Here is a 23,849-nt window from a genome sequence, read left to right as displayed (position 1 = left end):
CAGAACTTACTAAAGTTATTTTATATTCGCAGTATTAGAAGTCTTTTTTAATGCTTCTTTTAATGGCTGCGAGTCCTTATCGAAAATTTGGTTTAATAGGCCGGCTAATCTAATGCCACCTTGTTGCAGCCTAAATTTAACTGTTGGCATATATTTATAAATGTAACCGTAACTTATTTCAGTTTCATTGCTGTTATAAACTTTTTCAGCAATATTATTTGACTCAAGCAACCAATCTGCTGGCGAGCTATCTAAGTATTCAGCAATTATTTCATTATTTGTGGTTTGAATAAAACGTGTAAATTCTGTAAATGAAAGATTTTCATTTTCGATTAATTTGGTGTCCCAAGTGCTGTGTAAGTTTGAATCACTGCCAAAAAACTTTACTTTAATCATGTTACCACCACGGTCTTTACCGCGACCTGCGTGAAATGGTTGGTGGCTGTCACCTACAAGGTGAACTAGGAAACGAAATGCAAAACGCTTTTCATCGATTGACTTAGATTCTGACTTCAGTGTATTGATGGAGTAGTAGATACCGTCTAGGATGTGTTTTACTTTTTCTTTGTCATTCAAATCGGCATGAACATGCTCGTGCATTGCCTTTGGGTTGTCGATATTGATGTAATGCCACTTTGAAGATTGTTTACGCCAAAATGTGCTTGGATCCGAACGCATTTCATCTGCCCAAGTTGAAATCTCAGCCAGAGAATCACCTTCTAATAACGGTTGAATCGCAACGCGAGTCTGATCGGTTAAATGCGCCTCCGCCAATTCGCCAATGATCCTATGACCATTTTGACCCCAGGCATGTGCACTTGACGTCGTTATAGTCATCCCTACAGCGAAAAGTAATGACAAGCTTTTACGTAACATTTGTATCTCTTGTAGAAAAGGGAACAATCTTCCCAACCGAAAAGTGAGGCCAATTGTCCGTATTTTTCAACAAAATAAAAGGACTCAATAAGATTCATAATTTCCTGTCAATAAAGTAATAAATTCATGGTGTTATGATTTATTAGTAAAATTACCTATTGCAATGAGTAAAGAAAATTGATCTAATAGCGGTCAAGAAAGGATAGGTTATTCCAATTAGTGATACATAGTAACATTTTGACTAGTAAATCAACAATTGTATCTTTGTTGTTTATAAGCGCATTATTGTGCTGGATTTTAGGGGCTCGATTAATATCGGCAAAGCCTCTTATTCTTGATCCCGTTGTCCAGTACTCAAATACTTGCAAAACGCGTTCAGTGTCCAATATCAACACTTTAAAAATACATGTTCCGATTAAAAGTCTCGCGTTAGACGTTTTAGTTAGAGCGTGTGAAGATGAAGTGGTCACTAGACAATATGGGCAGGTGAAAGTGTATTGGGGAGGAAGCCTCGCTGAGCAAATAGAGTTTTTAGCTAAGGGAATTGCCGATCTTATTTTAACAAAAGACAATATCATGTCGGCTTTGATGGCTGAATCAACGCATAGTTATAAGCCTGTTATAGGGTACCCGGCTTATTCCGCCTTTTTTATCTCAAACACAGAAAAACCCAAATTATCTAAATCTTATTTCTTAGATAAAAAAATAGGCTTACTAGACTATCCAACAAGTCGCTCTGGTCACATATTACCAAAAAGTGCGTTTAAAGAGTTAGATATCGATATTAATGCGCTCGATATTACCTATTTAAGCTCGCATCAAGCGCTCCGCGATCGTCTAGCTGCTGGTGAAGTTGATATTATTGCCTCCTATTGGTCCGAAGAAGACGAGTTGCGGTTTTCGAAGAATTACATTACGCCAATTGCAAATAATGTTAGCGGCAGTAAATGGTATTTAAAGATGAACAACAATAACACTGATCTTGCTTGTGCAATGCAGGGAATTATTAACCAAGTCGCTCAATTAAGAACATCGAGTTACTTTGATAAGGTAGATCGATACTGGCAATGTGAAGCCTCACCTTATGGCTTTATCGGAGAAGCAGATGGACGTTAGCCAGCGCAATATATCCGTTTTTATTGCTTTGGCGTTATTGTTTAGCGGCATTTTCTACATTTCTCAAAGTATTGAAACTAAGCGGGTTTTGAAGCAACAAAAAGAAGCGGTTGCGCTTCGCGTTGCTATTGATATGAATCGTTTACCTGTCGCAGATCCTTTTCTACATTATGCAGGTAATGAAACTGAGTTAAGAGAATATATAAACTCACTCAATGCTGCGTTAGGCGCTCAAGGTGCCCGTTTAACTGTTCTTGACATTAATACGTCTGGGGCAGGTGAAGGTGAAAAAAGTGAAGTGCTAACATTGTCTGCGCCACACAGAAATTTCTATGTAGCGGTGTCATTAGACGACTCCAAACCGAAATTTACCTATATTTTCCCTCTGATTATGGCGCTTATCGGCGTTGCGGTGTTCAACTGGGTGAGAAGAAAAGGTATTGATGCAAAAGTAAGTTCAAATCAAACACTAGAGAAGTTGCCGGAATTTAAGCTTGTTATTGATTTGTACTCAAAAACAGTAACAACGAATAGAAACAAATTAGTCAGTGTTCAATTAGCCAATAAACCATTATGCTTTTATTTGGCACTTGTTGAGTTTTGCGAGGTAAACCCTGACACTATTCTCAACCAAAACAAAGAGATGCCAAAAGAGTTATTGGATCTCGCGGATAAATACTTTTATCGTTTAGTTGAGCTTGGTCATACTATAAGAAAACGGCCAAACTTCACCAATAGTTTAGAAAAAACACTAAGTGAAATTAGAGCTGCACTAGACGAAGTATTAGACGCATTCCCAGAAAAAAAGGTGTTGTTTTATCCGCCAAAAGCACACGGAGAAGGGTCTCGTTCCAAATTACATAGTTATGGACTGAGCGGAGTGAAAAAGTCTGATGTTGATATTATTGGTAAATAGAGCAGGTGTCAGTAAAGCGGTGAGTCACACCGCTTTACTGGATTGTCTTTCTATAAATCGATAGCTTTTATTGGACTATTCTTTTGGAAGTAATCTTTTAGAACCTGTGCATCAGTTAGATCTGTAGCAGTATATTCAGGAAGATGATTAATCTTTGGATAGCCATCACCACCAGATGCATTATAGCTATTCACACTCATACGATAGGTCTTATCGTTAGTTAATGGCTCGCCCGCAATGCTAATATTGGTTACCTTATCATTCTTGATATCAAACTTAATATGGTGGAACTGTAAGTAAGCACCAGAGTCAGGCGGGAATTTAGCAACAATGTTTAAGTAATTAATAAGATCTCTGGCCTTCCAGTCTATGTAAGTAATACGATTTTTAAAAGGGTGAACTTTCAGTACATCTTTGTAGCTGACATCACCTTGTTCTATGCTATCTCGGATCCCGCCGCCGCTGATAATGCCAAAGTCAGCTTCGACAGCTGCCATTTGCGCATTAATGATAAGATCTGCGAGGTTGCTTTGCTTAAATCTCACTGTACTGCGACGACCGTCTAAAAAACTATCAACGTATCCTACTGCACCAGCAATTTGCGCTTGTCCTTTTTCTTGAAAAGGCTTCAAAAAAGCAAGCATTTGCGGATCTTCTTGAATCGTTTCACCAATCACAGAGCCAGCTTTATCTTTTAAGTTTACAGGGATTAAGTTATAGCTAATCAAGGTTTTTGTATCACCATCAATCCTAAATACGGCTTTACCCACATACTTACCCCACTCATGTGCTTGCATAATCCAAACACCATTTTGATTATCTGGTTTACATGTTTTGCCAGGAGCGAATGACGTATCCTCGTTACCATTGTCGTCGACACAGACAGGTTCTTGAGAATGTCCACCGACTATCAAATCAAGCATACCTTTAGGAAGTCGGCGCGCAAGTGTTACATCACCGGGCGCATTGATACCATGATTAGCACCGTGATAATGGCCCATATGTGTGACAGCAATCATAACATCTGGGTGATATTTGGCTTTGATCTTAGGAACCCAGTTTTCTGTGGCTGTTAAAGGCTCAATAAAAGTAAGGCCATGAACATGTTTTGGATTGGCAATTTTAACAGTATCAATTGTCGTAAGCCCAAGGACAGCAATGGTCAATCCTGCACGTTCAATAATTGTGTAAGGCTCGTATGCTGGCATTTGATTTGTATTATCAAGAATATTTGATGACAGTACTGGGAAGCTTGCCCACTCAATTTGTTTGGCTAGTACATCTCGAGTGTTATCAAATTCATGGTTACCAATTGCCATGGCATCGTAACCGAGTTTACTCATTCCCCTAAAATCAGGTTCGGCAAACTGTAAATCAGATTCTGGTACACCGGTGTTTATATCGCCTCCAGAAAGCAATATAACGGCATGTCCTGCTTTTTCGGCATCGCTCTTTAATTGGTCAATTAAGGTTTTTCTGGCAGCCATACCATATTCACCTTTTTCATTTTGCCAAAAACGACCATGATTATCGTTGGTGTGTAATACGGTTAGGTATTCTGCTTGTTGCGACTGCTTAGGAGAGGAAAAATGGCATGCTGATAATAGCAAAGCGGTTGAAAGAATAAGTAAGTTGCGCATAATTTAGAAGCTATTTGATAAATTATGCGCGTATTCTAGATCATTATAATTATTTTAATAGTGCTAACACTCAAAATTGCTATATTTTCTGGCGTTTTGTGCCACCGCAGATACTCTTCTGTCCAGTTCAAACTTTGCTAACTCACATTTTGCATGGTCTGTTTCTATCATCCAGTTTAAAAAGCTAGCTGGCAGCGTGGAGTACGGTTCTCCAGCATGAAGTCCAAAATCGCAGATATCATTATCCTGTTTCATCTATGTGCCCCTGTTGTTCTTTTTACCATCGCCATGCTAACAAATTGACTCAGAGATTAAAGAACAATTAGTTAAAACGGATGGCATTTTTATCGTTTTTAGTTATATAAGTGTTAAAAGTAATATGATCCACTGCAACACAATGAACGCACATCCAGCAAGGTAGAGGCGAAAACGCGTTCTAATATGATTACTGCCGATATGAACATAGGCATGTGCAATACGGCTAATTACAAACAGTAAGGCGAAAATGCTGAACCACAAGGTGACAAGTTTCATTGCGAGTGCGGCGAGAGAAACAACAAAAAACAACATGGGAATTTCGAACTGATTGGTAAAGTTTCGGGAAGCCAGAATGACTTTTTCAGGCGCATTGTCGAGCGCCATGGTTTTGAACTGATCAAACTGGATCTGTTTTTCTCGTGCCGCTTTAAATCGACGTTTACCCATAATGACCATGATGACTAAGGTCAGCAGAGTTTGTAAAAATAGTGCGGCGAGCAGTAAATAAGTGGATGTTGGCATAGGCTCCTCAGTTTACGAAGTGTTACAAAACAAAAAATTTCTATATTGCAAAAGCTTAGTTGAATGACGATGATAGTCTGGTTCCAAAAAGTAATTATCACAATAATGGATTGTTTTATGAAAAAGCTATTCGCAATTAGCACACTTACCTTAGCAGTTTTGACTGGATGTGGTACAACTTCTTCACTTAATCATTCAGGCACGACTGAGAATCTTCTTTCAGAGCAACTGGTTGTAAGTCCTAATGATGATAGGCAATATCAAACGTTAACCTTAGAAAATGGCATTGAAGTTATTTTGGTATCAGATCCATCTGTATCGAAATCAGCGGCCGCGCTGAGTGTTGGCGTTGGTCTACTACACGATCCGATGTCACAGCAGGGCATGGCGCATTATCTTGAACATATGTTGTTCCTTGGCACAGAAAAGTATCCAGACAGCAAAGGTTATTCTGAGTTCATGACCAAAAACGGTGGGGCACACAATGCTTACACTTGGTTGGATATTACCAATTATATGTTCAAAGTGAACAACGATGCCTATGACGAGGCGTTAGACAGGTTCTCCGATTTCTTTAAATCTCCAAAGCTCTACCCTGAGTACACGGAAAAAGAAAAAAATGCAGTGAATGCTGAGTGGTCTATGCGTCGTGAAATGGACTTTTTTGGTCAATTTAAACTTGCACGAAACATGATGGGAGAACATCCTGCTAACCGTTTCCTTATAGGTAATCTAGAAACGTTAGGGGATAAAGAAGGAAGCAAGCTACATCACGAGACTGTTGCTTTCTATGATAAGTACTACTCTGCGAATATCATGAAGTTAGCCATGATTTCTAATGAGCCGATTGAGCAGATGGTGGTAAAAGCGAAAAAGCACTTTACGACAATTAAGAATAAGAACATCGAGAAGCCACAGGTCAAGCAATCGCTTAACTTCGATAATGTTGGACAAAAGTTGGTCCATTATAAACCGAATGAAGACGTAAAGACTCTACAGCTTGATTTTACTATCAAGAACAACGCCAATGCGTTTGCGGTTAAGCCGAACTATTTCATTACTTATCTGCTAAGTAATGAAATGGCGGGTAGCCCCGCTCAAGTTCTAAAAGATAAAGGTTTAATCTCATCGTTAAGTGCATTCGCGACTCCAAATAGTTATGGCAACTACGGGACGTTGCAGATTGATATTCAGCTAACCGATGAAGGCCTAAAGCAACGTGAGTTAATCACAGGTACAGTACTGGATTATATCGATATGATCCGTGATAAAGGAGTCGATAGCCGTTACTTCAAGGAAATCCAAACGTCGCTAAATAATCAATTTAGGTTTTTAGAAAAAGGCGATGAGTTTGGTTACGTTAGTAACCTTGCAGATAGCATGCAGCATTACCCAATGAACCATGCTATCAATGCAAGCTACTACTACGCGCAGTTTGATGCTGATGCAGTAAAGGCTGTCTTGAAGCAACTTACACCTGAGCAAATGCGGGTATGGTATATCAGTAAAGGTGAGCCTACCGACGCAAAACTGCACTTCTATGATGGTGAATATCAGATCGTAGACTTAAAGCGTAGCGATTTTGATAAATGGAAAGAAGAGGCAAATTTCGATTTAGCACTTCCTAGTGTAAATACCTTGCTACCTGAAAACTTCGCACTGAAAACATCTGCGGATGATGCGAAAAAGGGCGTTCAGAAGGTTATTGATGCTGATGGGGTAACGATTTGGCATGCCGCGAGTGAGCGCTTCTACCAGCAGCCTAAAGGCAGTCTGAAAATCTACTTGAATAACCCAAGTGCATTAAAAGACATCAAAACTGAGGTTGCACTGTCGATTTGGGCCGATCTATACCGGCTGGATAAAGCAAAACTGATGACGGAAGCGAGTATCGCTGGTATGCACCTTGGCTTGACCCCAGCAAATGGGGTAATGCTAGATATTTCAGGTTTTACTGATAAACAAGCATTATTACTAAAAGATGCGCTCTCAGGTGTTCGTGTAGAAACGAATAAACGCGCATTTGACCAGGCTGTTGATCGTTACGTGCGTGGCATTAAAAACCAAGAAAAAGAATTCCCATTCAGACAAGCTTTTGGTGTATATCAAAAACTTATCCGTTCAGGAAGCTATGATGATTCTGCATTGATATCAGCAGCTAAGTCTTTGACTTTGGCCGATCTAGATAAAGTGCAAAATCAAATTTTAACGAATAACCAAGTTCGCGTTTTTGCTTATGGCAACTACGATAAAACGGACTTGCAAACAGTAAAAGAGACGCTTGATAATGCGTTGCCTAAACGCCAAAAAGTGACCAAGTACGCGCGAGCTAAATATTGGCAGCCAGAGCAAAAGCAGACAATCGTATGGCAGCAAGACATTGACGTTGCTGATGTTGCCGTAATCGATTTTGCAGTGCACCCAGTCAAAGGTTATGCACAAAAGGCGGCGGCGATGGTGCTTCAAGGGCACTTAAGAACAGCGGCATTTGAACGTCTGAGAACCGAAGAGCAGTTAGCGTATGCGGTTGGTGCAACCAGCGTTGCTATTGACGAATATTCAGCGCTAGGCTTCTATATTCAAACACCGGTAAAAGATGCTAAGAGTATGCAAGCTCGCTTTGACGCGTATAAAGATGAATATGCTAAAGACTTAGCAGCGTTAGATCAGGCAACGTTCGAGCAGTTAAAAAATGCAGTGTTAGTCTCATTAACCGAAGAGCCAAAAAATCTTTCTGAAGAACTACAACCGTTATTGGGCGATTGGTTCAAAGAAAATATGGCGTTTGACTCCGAAGCTAAGCTAATTGCTGCAGTTGAAGCGGTCACATTAGAAGATATTAAAGCGTACTATCAGCAAACTGTAATGAACACCGATGCTGCTAGATTAAATATTCAATTACGTGGCGCCAAGTTCCAAGCTGAACCGTTTGCAGATCTACCGAAGCAAACTAAGCTGGATTCAGTTGAACAGATGTATAAAAACGTGAAATTCCAACAATAATCAGTCGGTATTTCAGTGATGATTAAAAGCTGGGAAAATTCGTTTCCCAGCTTTTTTATTAGCTTTTGCAAATGCTAAAGTATAAACGGAAATTAATTACAGTATTTTCGGAGACTAGATGGTGATTGTGACGGGAGAAAAGATCTTTTTAAGAAAGGCAAATTTAAATGATGCGGGGTTTTTACTCAGGCTTTTGAATCAAAAAAGTTTTATCGATAACATTCGGGATAGAGGCATAAAAACACAAAAGCAAGCTGAGGAGCATATCGAGCAAGCTTACCTAATTCCTTATCAAATCGGTACGCCAGCGCCTTACGTTGTTGTTGAACTTAGTAGCAATACGAGCATCGGAGTATGTGGCTTATATCAAAGACCTTTTTTTAATATTCCAGACTTAGGTTACGCGTTTTTAGATGATTTTACAGGGAAGGGTTATGCTTCCGAGGCTGCCAAATTGCTAATGCAATATGTTAAATCAGAAGGGAACCACCCTAAGCTGAGCGCTATCACGCTAGAAAGTAATGCAGCTAGCATAAGCCTGCTTAACAAAGTGGGATTTAGTCGTATTGGTAAAATAATAATTGATAACGATTTAACACCTGTGGTGGTGTTTGATTGTCAATTATAATTGTTGACTTATTTGTGTCGTTAGTTGAATAAAGTTTCTCTGATGTGCCGCAACCAGAGCGCTAAAGCCATCCTGATCAAGAGCTGTTTCAAATTGGAATGGTTGCACTTGAGTTAGTTGATAGCTCCCTTTTGTGTATTGATAAAGATACCAAGTCCCGCTCATCACAGCACCTTTTTCAAAGTGCCCTGCAAACTCATTAATTTCTACAACGAGGCGTTGGTGCTCTTGCGCATTGCGATAAAATTTATCGCTTTTAATTGCAGTAGCTTTGTTGGTTCCATTTAGTGCGTTTACTAAGTTCCATGTCAACATATCGGCGGGGGGTTGGGCCCAAAAATGGAAATTAGCGATGTTTACTCTATTGTCTCGCTGAAATTGCACCAAGGCTTGTTGATCAAACAGTTCGATTAACTGCACTTTATCAATCAGTAGTACACGATTGAGCTCAACTTGCTTTTCGCCTGCGACATTATTTGCTTCTAACTGATAATAACTAACCGGTTGGGATGGATTAGTTATACATCCTGTTAAACAAAATAGAAGCAAAAATATCACAGAGCCAGTCTTCATTTATTTTTTCCTTGGGAGCGGATCCGCGCCACTTTCTTTATTAAAAATAAGCATATTCGGCTGCTCATTCAGCCCTTTAGAAATAGGCTTTAAGCGATTGGACAGGCTTTCAAGCTCCTCAAGGGTATTACTAAGTTGATCCATGACACCTGAGCCTTTTTGGTACTGCGTCATAGTTTGTTCAAATTGCTTTAAGCTTGATGTGAGCTGGCTTAATGTATCTTTTAAGTTCGTTAAATTGCCGCCAACCTTGTCTGTTATCTTGTTGTTATTGATAGACTCTACGAGTTGATTCATTTCCATTGCTAGTAACCTGTGTTGCTGAAGGGCGCCTTCTAGTTCCTTAACAGTTGTTTCAAGAGGTAACCCATTTAACTTGTTCAGTAAGCTTGTGACCTGTTCAGAAAGTGCTGTAATACCGCTCGGAACGCTGGGTAATACCGGGTAAATAGTCGTTTTGTTTGAACTAACGACTTCTGCACTTGGATAAAAGTCTAACTCTATATATACCGCACCTGTTAATAAATTGCCACTTTTTAGTGACGCCCTAAGGCCGTTACTAATCCATTTGTCTATGTTTTCTGACCAATATGTTTGAGCAAGTTGCGCATCTTCGTAAATGCGTCCGTACTCAATTTTAACCAATACAGGCACAGAGGTGTTATTTTGTTGAAAGTATAAAGGTCTATCATCGCTAACACCAGTCGCTGGTACCTGCTCTATTGTGCCAATCCGCATCCCGCGGTATTCGATTGGTGCACCAGCTCGAAGTCCTCGAATTGATTGCTCAAACTCAATAAGATAATAATCGAAGTGATCAAAGCGTTGCTCTAAGGCCATTGCGAAATTTTTGTGCAAGGCGAAGGTTTTATTTTCGAGTGCTTCTTTGCCACTTGGCATGGTTGGTGGATAGTCTACAGAAATTCCGCCTTTAACCATTTTGGCAAGAGATCCTGTCGACACTTCAACACCTTCGGTTGACAGCTTAAAATCAATGCCGGAACTAATCCAAAAAATAGCGTTGTCTGTGATAAGCGTATCGTATGGAGAATAGATAAAAATACCGTACTCCATTTTTAAGCTTTCGACGCTAAAATGTGCAGACTCAACTTGACCCACTTTATAGTTGCGGAAAAATATACTGGAGCCAACGTCTAACACTTCAGCATCTGAAGCCACGAGTTGATAGCGTTTTCCTTGCACTTCTGAGCCGATTAATGCAGGTTCATCCATTAAGGTGAATATGCTCGAACGTGCTTTCGCTTCACCGGGGGATAGCTCTATATACACTCCAGAGAGTAGTGTATTCATGCCTGATATTCCGGATTCGTCAATTCGAGGTTTAACTACCCAAAACGATGAATCTTCAGCTAATAAATCACGATAGGGCTGTAAAATCCTAACTTTCGCAACCACTGCATTTTGCGCTAATTCAAGCTTTAATGACTCGACTAACCCGACCTTAACGCTTTTTACTCTCACCTCAGTTTTGCCTGCAATTATGCCATCTGCGTCAGTCATTTTTATAAAAATAGTGTGGCCTTTATTTGCCTGATGTTGATATAACATCCAGCCTGTGATGAGCAACGCGATAATTGGAATAATCCAAATCACTGAAAATTTTGGTTTGTCTTCTATATCGGCTTGAGTAGTCATTGACTATTTTTATCCCACAATAATCTCGGATCAAAACTATTAACGGCTGCAATTTGGCAAAGCACCATCAAAGTAAAAAACACGATACCAATTTCCGGCTCGACATTTAGCACCGTACCAAGTTGTACCAAAGACACTAAGATTATCACCACAAACACATCTATCATCGACCAGCGACCAATAAATTCGAGCAAGCGGTACACTTTTGTTGCTGTGATTGGGTCTTTGGGCTTCTTAACTCGTATTAGTAAGTAACTCAATAGTAACGCTTTTGCGATAGGAATACATATACTTGCGAGAAAAATAAGTGTTGCTACGGGATAAGAGCCGGCTTCCCAAAGCACTTGAACGCCGGAAAAAATCGTTGCAGGAGTATGAAGCCCAAGACTGATGGTATCCATGATGGGCAGAAAATTAGCAGGTACAAGTAGCACGACGCTGGTGAGCATCCAAGCTAAGCTTTTTTGCGTTGATTGAGATTTGCGGTATTTTAGTTTGGCGTAGCAACGCTGGCACTTTTCGCCTTCACCTAAAAAGCCACAAACCTTGCAACGTTTTAGCGTGGTAGATAAATTCTTTGGTTCGGCCAAGTGACGATTACATTGAGTCTGATTACGCCACATATACTCGTGATCAAAAAGTGAGAGGGCTTCAATAAAACACAAAACGAACAAAATATAGGCCCAAAATCCAAGGCCCATTTCCAATTCAGCGAAAGACATTAATTTAAAAGCGCTTACGAGCACGGCTACTAAAAATATATCGGTGAGATTAAGTGGTTTTAGTGCTGAGAGTAATTTTGCTAAATGCCGAGCATTGTGCGCATTGATGATTTGCCAATACTCGGTGTGTGCAAGCAGTAGCAATGAGCATACGGCAACAGGCATGACTAAAATAGTGAAGGCAAATAATCCAGCGAGAAAATAGCTGTAATGCTCAGCTAACAATATGAGTGCTTGCCAGAGGCTTACAACTTGAGTGATACCGTGTTGTGTGTAGGAGATAAAGTCTGGAAATAAGCTTGCGAATAAAAATAGTAACGCAGAAAAGCTGAAGGCTTGTACTAATTGGTTTTGGTGTCCTTGTACATGACACAACACGCACCGACAGTTTGGGCACACCGCACGCTTTTGGGACTCGATAGCGTCTATTTCAACAAGCGTATCGCATTCAGGGCAAGCTGTAATCACATAAAAATCCGTTGATTTCCTTTTATGCTAGTTTGCTTGATGCGCCCAAATTTATCAATGTTAATCAAATACCGCGACGGTTTGGCGACTTAGGGCGAGCAGCTTGCCATTTTGTGACCAAATTTTTGCATCTTCAATACCATAACCATTTTGGCTATGGTGAGTCACGGCTTCAAAGCCAAGCCAAGACTCTGAGTCGAGTGAAATATCACACAAAAATTCTATGTACCAAGACATACTGCTAGCGGGGCTTGGTGCTTTACACATCTGGAGTAACGTTGGCGGCCATGAGTCAGCAAGTGCCAGTGTATGTAGTTCGTTTACCGATGTAGTTTGTGCTTTAAATCGCATCCAACCACCCAGATTTGAAGATGGTGCGCCGGAAAATGGCAAAGCACCTTGCTGAGCATTGAGCGCGACATGTTGGAAAAATGCAGGCATCACACCTTCTTGATATGGAAGAACAGCCTTTGGATTGACATCTGAAAGAGTAGGGCTATCCGCATTTGCAACTTGGATAGCAGATTCTCTATCCTTGCCAAAGCACCCGATAGCAATAAGACAAACTTCGCCTGACTGGATCAGTTGAGTTTGCATTTGGGTTGCATTTTTGCCGCTACGCAAAATGGTTGTTGCAACGGTAAATGGTGCGCCTTCTAGCAGTGGTCCGACAAAATTTACGCTCACAGAGAGCAGTCGACGAGGCTCTGTCAGTTGATGCTTCATGCTTTGCACCGCGATTGCCGCAGACAATCCGCCAAACGCAGTGCGGCCTTGACACCAACTTGCAGGAAACGTCATTTGTGTTTGCGCTTGCTGTAAATGCTCCGACTGAATAATTTCATCAAATGTCATGTTGTCATTTCTCATTATTTATTATGTTGCATTTAGCATAACTGGTCTAACCAGGTAATCAAGCGTCAAATACATCGTATTTTATTCTTCACTTGTTTCAAAATAAGCAATTAAGGGTGATTTTTTGACCGAAACGTTCGAAAAGCAAAAAAATTTCAAATTTTTTCATTTTTTTTTAGTTGTGACGCTTGAATTACAAATCGGTGACCTTATTTATCAAATCAACTAACTGAACAACGAATTTTGAAGTCGGAGATGATTCATGGGTAAAATTATTGGAATCGATTTAGGTACTACTAACTCTTGCGTAGCGGTACTTGATGGTGACAAGCCGCGCGTTATTGAAAATGCTGAGGGCGACCGCACAACTCCTTCTGTTATTGCATTTACAGATGATGGTGAAACACTAGTAGGTCAGCCAGCAAAACGCCAGGCCGTGACTAACCCTAAAAACACACTTTATGCTATCAAGCGTCTAATTGGTCGTCGTTTTGAAGATGAAGAAGTACAGCGTGACCTTAGCATCATGCCTTTCAACATCGTAAAAGCGGACAACGGCGACGCTTGGGTTGAAGTACGTGGGGAGAAAAGAGCTGCACCTCAGATCTCAGCTGAAGTTCTTAAGAAAATGAAGAAAACAGCTGAAGACTTCCTTGGTGAGCCAGTAACTGAAGCAGTTATTACAGTTCCTGCATATTTCAACGATTCACAGCGTCAAGCAACAAAAGATGCTGGTCGTATCGCAGGTCTTGAAGTTAAGCGCATTATCAATGAGCCGACAGCAGCAGCACTTGCCTACGGCATGGATAAGAAGCAAGGCGACAACGTTGTTGCAGTATACGACTTAGGTGGTGGTACATTCGATATCTCAATCATCGAGATTGATGAAGTTGAAGGCGAGCACACCTTTGAAGTACTAGCAACTAACGGTGACACTCACCTAGGTGGTGAAGACTTTGATAACCGCGTTATCAACTACCTAGTTGCAGAATTTAAGAAAGACCAAGGCATCGACCTAAAAACCGACCCGCTAGCGATGCAGCGTGTTAAGGAAGCGGCTGAGAAAGCGAAGATCGAGTTGTCTTCAGCACAGCAAACTGAGGTAAATCTACCTTACGTTACTGCTGATGCAACAGGTCCTAAGCACATGAACGTTAAGCTAACTCGTGCAAAACTTGAGTCACTAGTTGAAGACTTAGTTGCGCAATCAATCGAGCCACTAAAACGTGCACTTGCTGATGCAGACCTTTCTGTAAACGACGTAAATGACATCATCCTAGTTGGTGGTCAAACACGTATGCCACTGGTACAGAAAACAGTAGCTGAATTCTTTGGCAAAGAGCCACGTAAAGACGTTAACCCTGATGAAGCGGTAGCAGTTGGTGCGGCGGTTCAAGGTGGTGTACTTGCGGGTGACGTGAAAGACGTACTACTACTTGACGTTTGTCCTCTGTCTCTAGGTATTGAGACTATGGGTCAGGTAATGACTGCGTTAATTGAGAAAAACACGACTATTCCAACCAAAAAGTCGCAAACTTTCTCGACAGCAGAAGACAATCAGTCTGCAGTAACAATTCACGTACTACAGGGTGAGCGTAAGCGTTCAAGCGATAACAAGTCTCTAGGTCAATTCAACCTAGAAGGTATTCGCCCAGCGCAGCGCGGTGTGCCACAAATCGAAGTTACTTTTGATGTGGATGCTGATGGTATCTTACATGTGTCTGCGAAAGACAAGGACACAGGTAAAGAGCAGAAGATCACAATCCAAGCTTCTTCAGGTCTAAGCGACGATGAAGTTGAAAAAATGGTACGTGATGCAGAAGCAAACGCAGAAGAAGATAAAAAGTTTGAAGAACTAGTTGGCGCTCGTAACCAAGCTGATGCACTTGTTCATGCTACACGCAAGCAAGTTGAAGAAGCGGGTGACGACCTTCCAGCTGATGACAAGACAGCAATTGAAGCTGCACTTGGCGAGCTAGAAGCAGCAATCAAGAGTGATAGCAAAGACGAAATTGATGCTAAGACACAAGCACTAGCAGAGAAATCGCAAAAGCTTATGGAAATCGCTCAAGCAAAAGCGCAAGCTCAACAAGCTGGCGGTGACGCAGGTGCCCAACAAGGTTCAGCGAAAAAAGACGACGACGTAGTTGACGCTGAATTTGAAGAAGTTAAAGACGACAAGTAATTGTAGTTCTTGAAGGAGGGCGCGCTGGCTGTATGGCTTGTCGCGCCCTACGTGTTTATAAATTAGACTGTTGTCTGGCATTAATTTGCAAGCGACAGAGCTCGGCAGAGTTTGCAACGATGTAAGTTGCCAAGAAAGAGTAGTGTGATAAAAATGTCTAAACCTGACTATTATGAAGTATTAGGTGTTGCGAGAGACGCCAGTGAACGTGACATTAAAAAGGCGTATAAACGCCTTGCAATGAAATATCACCCTGATCGTACTGCTGGTAACGCTGAACTCGAAGCGAAATTCAAAGAAGTAAAAGAAGCTTACGAGGTATTGACTGATAGTCAAAAACGCCAGATGTATGATCAATACGGCCATGCAGCTTTCGAACAAGGTGGTGGTGCTGGTCATGGTGGATTTGGCGGCGCTGGCGACTTCGGCGATATTTTTGGGGACGTATTTGGTGATATTTTTGGTGGTGGCGGTGGTCGTCGTCAATCAAGACAACAGCGTGGTGCAGATTTAAGATATAACTTAGAGTTAAGTCTTGAAGAGGCAGTACGTGGGAAGGAAGTGGATATCCAAGTACCAACTTGGGTGAGTTGTAAACCATGTGACGGCAGTGGTGCAAAAGCAGGTTCTAAGCCTAAAACTTGTACAACCTGTCATGGTGCAGGTCAAGTACAAATGCGCCAAGGCTTCTTTGCAGTACAGCAAACTTGTCCAACTTGCCAGGGCACAGGTCAGATCATTTCAGACCCATGTAACAGCTGTCACGGACAAGGCCGTGTAGAGAAAACGAAGACACTTAACGTTAAGATCCCAGCAGGGGTTGATACGGGTGATAGAGTACGTTTGTCTGGCGAAGGTGAAGCGGGTGCGCATGGTGCTCCAGCTGGCGACCTGTACGTACAAGTGAGTGTAAAAGAGCATCCAATCTTCGTACGTGACGGCAACAATTTGTACTGTGAAGTGCCAATTAGCTTCACAACGGCAGCACTCGGTGGTGAGATTGAAGTGCCGACCCTAGATGGCCGCGCAAAACTGAAGATTCCATCGGAAAGTCAAACTGGCAAAATGTTCCGTATGCGTGGTAAAGGCGTGAAATCTGTGCGTAGCGGTGCAGTAGGCGACTTAATTTGTAAAGTTGTCCTTGAGACGCCAGTAAACTTAAACGAGCGCCAAAAAGAGCTTCTGCAAGAGTTTGAAGAGTCTATGGGTGAAAACAACGGTAAGAACCGTCCTAAGGCACAAGGCTTTTTTGACGGCGTTAAGAAGTTCTTTGATGACTTAACTAAGTAACTTAAGCTTATTGAAAATGCCCGCTGCGATAGCGGGCATTTTTGTTTTGACGGATGATGGGTCTCATCGTAAGGCGATAGCATAAGCGTTTGTTTCTTGGTATAACAGAAATCAACATCTGCTTAAAAGGAGTTTGTAATGACACCGGCAATTAACCTACTTAAAAAGGCGAAAGTGGCGTTCCAAGTGCTGCAATTTGAGCACGACCCTAACGATCACGACTTTGCTAATGAAGCAGCGAAAAAGCTCAACCTAGACCGAGAAAAAGTATTTAAAACCCTGCTGATTGACGTTGATGGTAAATTGTATGTAGCCGTTTCTCCCGCCACGCAACAAGTGGATTTAAAAGCCTTTGCTAAAGCGTGTATGGGGAAAAAAGCACAGCTTGCAGATCAACAAAACGCGCAAAAGGTAACTGGTTATTTAATTGGCGGTATAAGCCCGTTTGCGCAGAAAAAGCAGCTGCCCACGTTACTTCACGAGAGTGCTTTAGCATTTGAGCAAATTTATGTTAGTGCGGGCAAGCGGGGAGTTGAAGTCGTTGTTTCACCTGCTACGGTAGAGCAGCTATGCAAAGCAAAAATCGCACTGTTTTAATGGCAGTGCTGGTTTTAAAAACCATCTTTATTATAGATAAAATGTCAGTCTAGAACTGCTAAGGGTGTCAAAGTCCCTCTTTTACTCCTATTTCCCCCCTAAGAACAGTAATTTACTTTTTTCGACTTACAGCTGTAAGCCATTAATTTAGCAGTCATTTATATTAATCACTCGATAACTCAGTAAAAAAGCCGTTAAAAAATTAAGTAGAGTAATTGATCTAAACGAATTTTTATGCCGTAATGTAGATATATCTATCTGGTCGGATGAGTTAATTATGAGCCTAAGAACGAATTTAAGAAAGATCCTCCCAAGCATTTCAATTACAGAACAAGAAGCATTAGATGCAGGTGATGTTTGGTTAGAAGGGTCAATTTATCAAGGTAAGCCTGACTTTTCGGCGCTTCGTGCTGTACCTGAAGCTAAGCTAAGTGCAGAAGAGCAAGCTTTTTTAGAAGGTCCAGTTAAAGAATTAATGGGTATGATCGATGACTCGGAAATTCAAAATGGCAAACACTTGCCAGAGCATGTGCTTGAATTTTTGAAAAAAGAGAGATTCTTCTCTTTGATCATTCCAAAAGAATACGGCGGTCTAGAGTTTAGCCCTTACGCAAACTCAACGATAGTGGGTACAATTGCGACTAAATCCTCTGCGGTAGCGGTAACGGTGATGGTTCCTAATTCACTAGGTCCGGGTGAGTTATTGCTTCATTACGGCACTAAAGAGCAGCAAGCGCACTACCTTCCTCGCTTAGCAAACGGTCGTGATATTCCATGTTTCGCGCTAACAAGCCCTGAAGCCGGTTCAGATGCCGGTGGCATTCCGGACCAAGGTATTGTTAAAAAGGGCATGCACAACGGCGAAGAAGTACTTGGTCTTGAAATAACATGGGACAAACGCTACATCACACTTGCGCCGATTGCGACAGTACTCGGTTTAGCATTTAAAGTATTGGATCCTGAGGGATTACTAGGCGGTAAGAAAGAACTAGGGATCACCTGTGCGTTAATTCCACATGACCATCCGGGTGTGCAACTTGGTAATCGTCATGACCCTATGGGAATACGCTTCTATAACGGCACAACGCGTGGTGAAAAAGTTTTTATCCCAATGGACTTTATTATCGGTGGCCAGCAGAATATCGGTCGCGGCTGGCAGATGTTGGTTAGCTGCTTAGGTGCTGGACGTGGTATTTCATTACCAGCGCTAGGCGTATCAACTAGCCAAGTCGCACTGAAATCTGCATCTGAATATGCTGCGGTACGTGAGCAATTTGGTCTCTCGATCGGTCAATTTGAAGGTATTCAAGAAAAGCTTGCGGACATTGCAGGCAAAGCATACATGCAAGAGGCAATGCGAGTGTTAACAACAGAAGGCTTAGGCATGGGCCTTAAGCCATCTGTAGTAACAGCAATCGCAAAATACCACATGACTGAAACCGGTCGCGATGTGTTGGACTCTGCAATGGATATCCTAGCGGGTAAGGCCATTCAAAACGGTCCTCAGAACACCCTTGCAAGCGGTTATGTTGCCCAACCAATAGCGATTACCGTAGAAGGTGCAAACATCCTAACGCGTAATTTGATGATCTTTGGTCAAGGTGTAATGCGTTGTCACCCATATCTACAGTCGATGGTTGAATCTATTCACAGCGAAGAGAAAGATGCTGACAGTAAATTCCGTGGTATTTTGACAAAAACAGTGAGCTATAGCGTTGCCAACAGCTTACGCGCTTTCAAATACGGCCTTATGCCTTTCACTGCTGATGCAAAGTCACCATTACCAGAAGTGCGTGCTTATGAAAAAGCCGCGCATAGATTAGCAGCGAAGCTTGCGGTATATGCAGACTTCTCACTACTTGTGCTAGGCGGAAAACTGAAGCAAGCAGAAATGCTGTCAGCACGCCTTGGTGATGTAATGAGTCACTTATATGCAGCGATGGCTTCAATCAAATATTATGAGCAGAAAGTAGCGGTAGCAGAGCGTGAGCAAGCAGCACCTTATTTCCATTATGCGACAAGGCATGCACTTATGAGTGCTGAAGAAGCGCTGCATAAGTTCTTAGACAACTTCCCGGCAAGTGGTACTCGTAAATTTATGCGTGTGATCACGATGCAGTTTAGTGGTAAACAAATGCCTAAGATTAATGATGATATGATCAGAGAGTTAGCCGCTGCAGCGCAAATGGACACACCGTTTAAAGCGCAGCTTACTCATCTTGTGAAACCTACAGCGGGTGATGGTCATGATATCAATGAGCAAGCATATAAAGCTAAGATGGGTTGTCTTGACCTGCTTGCCAAAGTTAAAAAGGCAGTTCGCAAGCGTGAGATCCAACCAGGTGTTCGTTTCGAACAAACCTTAGATAATGCACTCGTTGGTAACCTTATCAACGAGGAGGAGTACGCAAAACTGGTTGATTACAACCGCAAGCGTGAAAAAGCAATTCGAGTGGATGAGTTCGACTTCGATTTAAACTTGTTAGATGAACAAAGCGCGAAAGAAACAGTCAAGCAAGCGGTGAATGAGTAAGTTAAACAAATAACTTTTCTGTAAAAGTAAAAGCCCTTAACCAATTGGTTAAGGGCTTTTTCATGTTGGGTAAAGATAATAACACCAGCTATAATTATCAAGCACTGTAAAACGGTTTGCTTATTATACCAATTTTTTGTTAATACTTGCTCAATTTGAAGGAGCATATCTGACGTTAACAGCGTTAAAATTTTTTATTTAGAACAACTAAATAGCAAAATTTTTGCCTTGTCTATATGGATGTAGATACCTTGGCGGTAACAGGATGCGGTAGCGGAGTTATCGACAAGATTATCTCGTCTCAAAATAGATCACTTAATTAAGCAAATTGGTATTCGTAATAGTAAGTAAGGGGTTGTACTGTGTTTAAGTAACCTGAGTTATACAATAAAGAAGTTTGGCTATTTATTGAACGGCTCTCAGGTTAAATAACAAAAGGGTGTAACACAGTGAAAATAAGTATTCCGAACGATGTAATTTCTGCGCCTATGTCAACACAGCAAGAGCAACAATTATGGAGCGGTTGTGGTGATATGTTATTTATCAATCATGATGCTGGGAAGCTTGCAATTAAGCGCACTAAAGTGCCTAGTGACATTGCACATCGGCGAATTGAACAATCTTCAGTAGCGCTTGCGCGTAAAGCTAAGTCTTATCAAGTAGAACGTCACTTTTACAAGCATCATGCATGCGAGTTACTCTCACCTTGCAATACGCCTAGTTATTTAGGTGAAGGGGTAAGTGAAGGGATGGACTACATCATCTTTAGAGACTTCTCAACTCAAGGTTTTTCGCAAACTACTAAGCCGTCCGAGTCACAAATATTAGCGGTGATAGGGTGGTTAGCTAAATTCCATGCTCACTTTTTACAAAGCCCCGCAGAGCATGTGTGGGAACAAGGAAACTATTGGCACTTGGATACACGGCCAGATGAGCTTGAGCGAATGCAGCACAGTAGTATTAAACAAGCGGCACCTCGATTACGAGATCGTATCAAAAATAGCCATTGGCATACTTGGATCCATGGCGACGCTAAACTTGCTAACTTTGCCTTCAACGGTGACCAAGCGCTAGGATTCGATTTTCAGTACGTGGGAAAGGGTATTGGTGTGTCAGATTTAATGCTGTTTATTACGTCTGTACTGGACGAAAAAGCGCAGCTCCTCCATGCCGATGAGTATCTCAAGTTGTATTTGGATATGTTGAGAATAGAATTATTGGGCAAAGCCGCCTCTATTGATATTGCTCAGATCCTTTCCGAGTGGGAATTGTTGTGGCCGGTAGTGTGGGCTGACTTTTATCGTTTTCTGCTGGGTTGGAAACCGGACCATGTAAAAATCAATGATTACATGAAATTTCAAACGGAAATTGCACTACAACAGGGATAATCAATGGCTATTGCCTTATTCAGTGCGTTAAATTGGGCTGCATTTGATTTTTTACGAAAAAGGCTAGCAAGCCATTATTCAGCCGCGCAAATGTCGGTGATATTTAGTCTCTTAGTCTTACCTGCATACATTGGTTATTGGTTGGTTGTTGACAAACAGCTCCCAAGTTCCGCTTATCTAGCGCCTGCGATAGCGAGCGGAGTTTTGGCTGCAATTGGTAGCGTAAACTTTATTCAGGCACTTGCGCTTGGGCGCATGGCGGTTATCCTGCCTCTTTTATCCATCACTCCAGCACTTGCTGGCGTGTTTGCTTGGCTGCTGCTCGGGGAACCTTTAACCCTACTTCAGTCAGTGCTAATTGCTGCGATTGTCCTCGCTTCATTTTTATTGCAAGGAGGCAGATTCTCTTTTCAAGAGCCAGGTGCAAAACAAGTTGCAATCACCTCTTTTTGCTGGGGGCTTTGCATCGTGTTCGATAAACAGGCTTTGCAATACAGCTCGCTCTCTTTTCATGCTGGGTTTCTAACCTTTATGGTATTTTTTGTTAATCTAATCTTGTTACGACCACAGTTTAAAAATCAAAATTTCCGCGCACATTGGTTGCTCTGGACTATTTCTGCAGTGGTATTCGCTGTCGCTGTTATCTTCCAAATGCAGGCGTTAACCGAAATTCAGCCGGGGCTTGTTGAAGGATTGAAAAGAGCCATTGGCATAATCAGCGCGAGTATGCTTGGGATGTGGTTTTTTAAAGAGACAATTTCAACAAAAGAATGGCTTATGATCTCTGTTATTCTGTGTTGTAGTGCAATGTTAGCATTAAACAGTGGCGCTTAAGCGCCACTTAAAATGACTAATTGGTATTACTTACATTGCGCGACTTTAGTCCAAACGTTTGAATAGATCTCTGGGCTTGCGCCTTGTGACCAGTACGTAGCACGGTATTCAAAGCCTTTGAATGAAACCCGGTCGCCCGTATTGTAGAACTTAGTTGCATTCCATTCTTGGATACCATTGCAGCCAGCTGGTGCATCACTAACGGTAACTGCTAGAGTCTTAGAAGCAGTTCTGTTATTTGAAGCTGTCACAGTGAGTGTCACTTGGTATGTACCAGCACTTGCGTAGGTGTGTGATGGGTTAGTTTGTGAGCTTGTTGCACCGTCACCAAATTCCCACTGATAACTACCTGCTGTTGATTGGTTGTTAAATGTCGCAGTGAGGCCGGACACGCTGAAGTTAAAGTTTGCATTGACTGCACCTGAAGTATCACAACCATTATTTGTTAGATAATCAACCGCCGCTTTTGCTTGCACAATACCATAGCCGTAAGAAGTATCACGACCTGCTTGGCCTTTGTCTTTTGCTGTTGTATTCAACACTTGGCGAATTTGCTGAGCTGTACATTGCGGGAAGTGGCTCCACACTAGTGCTGCGACACCAGAGACATGCGGTGTTGCCATTGAAGTCCCACTAATACTGCGATACGCGCCATTATTCCAGGTTGAGTTTACACCAACACCCGGGCCTGCAATTTCTACTTGGCTGTTGTATTGAGAGAAAGAGGCTTTTGACTCAGAACTGTCTACTGCTGCCACGGATACAACTGCATTATACGATGCTGGGTAGCTCAACGAGCTATTACCCGCGTTGCCTGCGGCTGCGATATGTAGCATGCCACGCTGATAACTCTGCTCAAATGCGCTTCGTTCTGCCGTAGAGCTGCCGCTGCCACCTAAACTCATGCTGGTTACATTGGCGCCAGCCTGCTCACACTGCTCAATTGCTTTAATGAGGTCGGAACCGTATGCCCAGCGGCCTTGGTCATTAAACACTTTAACAATATGAAGACCTAGTTGCCCTGATGGATTCACCCCGACCACACCTGTGCCATTACCACCTAAAGCGGCGATTGTGCCGGCAACGTGTGTTCCGTGGCCGTTACCATCGTTACTCCACACACCTGTATCGTAGTTACCGTAGCCATCATTACCTGTAATGCCTGTGCTAGGTAAATCTTGGTGACCTAGCGTATAACCTGTATCCATAATACAGACTTTACGGTTGCCGCTGTAGCCGTCAGATACTTGGTTAGCCTGCACCATATTAATGCCATAAGGTGTGGTTTCAGCGAGTAAATCAATTGCCGAAGTTTTTACACTTGGCAAATAGCGTTTAGGGTCAACTTCTACGTGTGCAATATTACCGCTTGCTTGTAGTTGTTGCATTTGCGTAGAAGAAACTTCGGCGACATATGCATTAATGCTTGGCAATGTGTTGACTGCAGCAGTACCCAAGGTGGAGTAGGCAGCTTCAGACAAAGCCTGCGCTTTAAACTGCGCCGTTTCCGCTTGATTTAAGCGCACTGGCAGAACATTTGGTGTTGCGCTGTCTTTTAACGTGACAATAACGCGCTGTGTATCTGCGTGAGCAACTGAAAGGCTTGCACAAACGCAAGCGCTAAGGGTCGAAAGCTTAAGAAGTTTTACTACTGTATTACTGTTTTTCATATTTCACCTGTTTTACATGTTGTTTACGTTTGTTACTAAAACAGGTGTTGACATCGCTGTCAATGCGTAAAGATTAGACAGGTGTAAATTGCATTATCTTTCTGGGTTTTGTTTATTGC

19 protein-coding genes are annotated in these 23,849 nt (G+C 42.0%); 10 read left to right on the top strand and 9 right to left on the bottom strand.

Annotated elements, in window-relative coordinates; all coding sequences use genetic code 11:
* Window positions 1–15: 15 nt before the first annotated feature.
* Entirely contained in the window at window positions 16–876 is an 861-nt protein-coding gene (locus tag L1271_RS06395) for a S1/P1 nuclease (RefSeq protein WP_010605341.1), read from the bottom strand.
* A 378-nt stretch (window positions 877–1,254) separates the two neighbouring features.
* Here L1271_RS06395 and L1271_RS06390 point away from each other — a divergent pair, with 378 nt between their 5' ends.
* On the top strand, window positions 1,255–1,992 hold the full coding sequence (locus tag L1271_RS06390; RefSeq protein ID WP_010605342.1) for a PhnD/SsuA/transferrin family substrate-binding protein: 738 nt from the start codon (window positions 1,255–1,257) through the stop codon (window positions 1,990–1,992).
* A complete protein-coding gene (locus tag L1271_RS06385) occupies window positions 1,982–2,908 on the top strand; it encodes a hypothetical protein (RefSeq protein WP_102058000.1) in 927 nt (308 codons plus the stop codon). The genes L1271_RS06390 and L1271_RS06385 overlap by 11 nt, the downstream gene beginning before the upstream one ends.
* 50 nt (window positions 2,909–2,958) lie before the next feature.
* Here L1271_RS06385 and ushA read toward each other — a convergent pair whose 3' ends face one another.
* The 3 genes from ushA to L1271_RS06370 form a co-directional block, all read right to left on the bottom strand.
* Window positions 2,959–4,548 (bottom strand): bifunctional UDP-sugar hydrolase/5'-nucleotidase UshA, encoded by a 1,590-nt coding sequence (gene ushA, locus L1271_RS06380; RefSeq protein WP_235367377.1) that lies wholly within the window; start codon window positions 4,546–4,548, stop codon window positions 2,959–2,961.
* A 63-nt stretch (window positions 4,549–4,611) separates the two neighbouring features.
* On the bottom strand, window positions 4,612–4,803 hold the full coding sequence (locus tag L1271_RS06375; protein ID WP_010605345.1) for a hypothetical protein: 192 nt from the start codon (window positions 4,801–4,803) through the stop codon (window positions 4,612–4,614).
* A 102-nt stretch (window positions 4,804–4,905) separates the two neighbouring features.
* Window positions 4,906–5,328, bottom strand: a complete 423-nt coding sequence (locus tag L1271_RS06370) for an MAPEG family protein (protein WP_211865679.1) — start codon at window positions 5,326–5,328, stop codon at window positions 4,906–4,908.
* Between the two features lie 117 nt (window positions 5,329–5,445).
* Here L1271_RS06370 and L1271_RS06365 point away from each other — a divergent pair, with 117 nt between their 5' ends.
* Window positions 5,446–8,331 carry an insulinase family protein gene (locus L1271_RS06365; protein ID WP_235367376.1) on the top strand — a complete coding sequence of 962 codons (2,886 nt, stop codon included), beginning with the start codon at window positions 5,446–5,448 and terminating at the stop codon, window positions 8,329–8,331.
* A 118-nt stretch (window positions 8,332–8,449) separates the two neighbouring features.
* On the top strand, window positions 8,450–8,959 hold the full coding sequence (locus tag L1271_RS06360; RefSeq protein ID WP_102058002.1) for a GNAT family N-acetyltransferase: 510 nt from the start codon (window positions 8,450–8,452) through the stop codon (window positions 8,957–8,959).
* Here L1271_RS06360 and L1271_RS06355 read toward each other — a convergent pair.
* The 4 genes from L1271_RS06355 to L1271_RS06340 are packed head-to-tail and all read right to left on the bottom strand — an operon-like array spanning window position 8,954 to window position 13,233.
* Window positions 8,954–9,532, bottom strand: a complete 579-nt coding sequence (locus L1271_RS06355; protein ID WP_102058003.1) for a PqiC family protein — start codon at window positions 9,530–9,532, stop codon at window positions 8,954–8,956. The two genes, L1271_RS06360 and L1271_RS06355, sit on opposite strands and share 6 nt — an antisense overlap.
* Window positions 9,533–11,188, bottom strand: a complete 1,656-nt coding sequence (gene pqiB, locus L1271_RS06350) for an intermembrane transport protein PqiB (protein WP_102058004.1) — start codon at window positions 11,186–11,188, stop codon at window positions 9,533–9,535.
* Complete coding sequence (locus L1271_RS06345) at window positions 11,185–12,378, bottom strand: PqiA/YebS family transporter subunit (protein ID WP_010605351.1); 1,194 nt, start codon at window positions 12,376–12,378, stop codon at window positions 11,185–11,187. The genes pqiB and L1271_RS06345 overlap by 4 nt, the downstream gene beginning before the upstream one ends.
* Before the next feature lie 60 nt (window positions 12,379–12,438).
* Window positions 12,439–13,233, bottom strand: a complete 795-nt coding sequence (locus L1271_RS06340) for an acyl-CoA thioesterase (RefSeq protein WP_010605352.1) — start codon at window positions 13,231–13,233, stop codon at window positions 12,439–12,441.
* A 262-nt stretch (window positions 13,234–13,495) separates the two neighbouring features.
* Between L1271_RS06340 and dnaK the strand changes: the two genes are divergently transcribed.
* The 6 genes from dnaK (at window position 13,496) to L1271_RS06310 (ending at window position 22,060) form a co-directional block, all read left to right on the top strand.
* Window positions 13,496–15,418: a molecular chaperone DnaK gene (gene dnaK, locus L1271_RS06335; RefSeq protein ID WP_102058005.1), complete on the top strand. Its 1,923-nt coding sequence runs from the start codon at window positions 13,496–13,498 to the stop codon at window positions 15,416–15,418.
* 153 nt (window positions 15,419–15,571) lie between these two features.
* A complete protein-coding gene (gene dnaJ / locus L1271_RS06330; RefSeq protein WP_102058006.1) occupies window positions 15,572–16,708 on the top strand; it encodes a molecular chaperone DnaJ in 1,137 nt (378 codons plus the stop codon).
* Window positions 16,709–16,846: 138 nt separating this feature from the next.
* Window positions 16,847–17,305 (top strand): Cys-tRNA(Pro) deacylase, encoded by a 459-nt coding sequence (ybaK, locus tag L1271_RS06325; RefSeq protein ID WP_102058007.1) that lies wholly within the window; start codon window positions 16,847–16,849, stop codon window positions 17,303–17,305.
* 277 nt (window positions 17,306–17,582) lie between these two features.
* Window positions 17,583–19,838 carry an acyl-CoA dehydrogenase gene (locus L1271_RS06320; protein ID WP_138521350.1) on the top strand — a complete coding sequence of 752 codons (2,256 nt, stop codon included), beginning with the start codon at window positions 17,583–17,585 and terminating at the stop codon, window positions 19,836–19,838.
* Between the two features lie 449 nt (window positions 19,839–20,287).
* Window positions 20,288–21,226 carry a phosphotransferase gene (locus tag L1271_RS06315; protein WP_235367375.1) on the top strand — a complete coding sequence of 313 codons (939 nt, stop codon included), beginning with the start codon at window positions 20,288–20,290 and terminating at the stop codon, window positions 21,224–21,226.
* A 3-nt stretch (window positions 21,227–21,229) separates the two neighbouring features.
* Window positions 21,230–22,060, top strand: a complete 831-nt coding sequence (locus tag L1271_RS06310; RefSeq protein ID WP_235367374.1) for an EamA family transporter — start codon at window positions 21,230–21,232, stop codon at window positions 22,058–22,060.
* Between the two features lie 26 nt (window positions 22,061–22,086).
* On the opposite strand, the gene L1271_RS06305 is transcribed toward L1271_RS06310, so the two are convergent.
* Window positions 22,087–23,730 carry a S8 family serine peptidase gene (locus L1271_RS06305; RefSeq protein WP_235367373.1) on the bottom strand — a complete coding sequence of 548 codons (1,644 nt, stop codon included), beginning with the start codon at window positions 23,728–23,730 and terminating at the stop codon, window positions 22,087–22,089.
* Window positions 23,731–23,849 lie beyond the last annotated feature (119 nt).

It is taken from the genome of Pseudoalteromonas sp. OF5H-5 (genome assembly GCF_021530695.1).
Lineage (GTDB): Bacteria > Pseudomonadota > Gammaproteobacteria > Enterobacterales > Alteromonadaceae > Pseudoalteromonas.
The sequence above is the reverse complement of the archived record's forward strand: the minus strand, read 5'-3'. Positions and strand labels throughout refer to the sequence as shown.

Excerpts from the sequence above, each read along its gene's own strand:
- L1271_RS06395 (WP_010605341.1), bottom strand. The coding sequence starts at position 876 with ATGTTACGTAAAAGCTTGTCATTACTTTTCGCTGTAGGGATGACTATA.
- L1271_RS06385 (WP_102058000.1), top strand. The coding sequence starts at position 1,982 with ATGGACGTTAGCCAGCGCAATATATCCGTTTTTATTGCTTTGGCGTTA.
- ushA (WP_235367377.1), bottom strand. The coding sequence starts at position 4,548 with ATGCGCAACTTACTTATTCTTTCAACCGCTTTGCTATTATCAGCATGC.
- L1271_RS06375 (WP_010605345.1), bottom strand. The coding sequence starts at position 4,803 with ATGAAACAGGATAATGATATCTGCGATTTTGGACTTCATGCTGGAGAA.
- L1271_RS06370 (WP_211865679.1), bottom strand. The coding sequence starts at position 5,328 with ATGCCAACATCCACTTATTTACTGCTCGCCGCACTATTTTTACAAACT.
- L1271_RS06365 (WP_235367376.1), top strand. The coding sequence starts at position 5,446 with ATGAAAAAGCTATTCGCAATTAGCACACTTACCTTAGCAGTTTTGACT.
- L1271_RS06360 (WP_102058002.1), top strand. The coding sequence starts at position 8,450 with ATGGTGATTGTGACGGGAGAAAAGATCTTTTTAAGAAAGGCAAATTTA.
- L1271_RS06355 (WP_102058003.1), bottom strand. The coding sequence starts at position 9,532 with ATGAAGACTGGCTCTGTGATATTTTTGCTTCTATTTTGTTTAACAGGA.
- pqiB (WP_102058004.1), bottom strand. The coding sequence starts at position 11,188 with ATGACTACTCAAGCCGATATAGAAGACAAACCAAAATTTTCAGTGATT.
- L1271_RS06340 (WP_010605352.1), bottom strand. The coding sequence starts at position 13,233 with ATGACATTTGATGAAATTATTCAGTCGGAGCATTTACAGCAAGCGCAA.
- dnaK (WP_102058005.1), top strand. The coding sequence starts at position 13,496 with ATGGGTAAAATTATTGGAATCGATTTAGGTACTACTAACTCTTGCGTA.
- dnaJ (WP_102058006.1), top strand. The coding sequence starts at position 15,572 with ATGTCTAAACCTGACTATTATGAAGTATTAGGTGTTGCGAGAGACGCC.
- ybaK (WP_102058007.1), top strand. The coding sequence starts at position 16,847 with ATGACACCGGCAATTAACCTACTTAAAAAGGCGAAAGTGGCGTTCCAA.
- L1271_RS06320 (WP_138521350.1), top strand. The coding sequence starts at position 17,583 with ATGAGCCTAAGAACGAATTTAAGAAAGATCCTCCCAAGCATTTCAATT.
- L1271_RS06310 (WP_235367374.1), top strand. The coding sequence starts at position 21,230 with ATGGCTATTGCCTTATTCAGTGCGTTAAATTGGGCTGCATTTGATTTT.
- L1271_RS06305 (WP_235367373.1), bottom strand. The coding sequence starts at position 23,730 with ATGAAAAACAGTAATACAGTAGTAAAACTTCTTAAGCTTTCGACCCTT.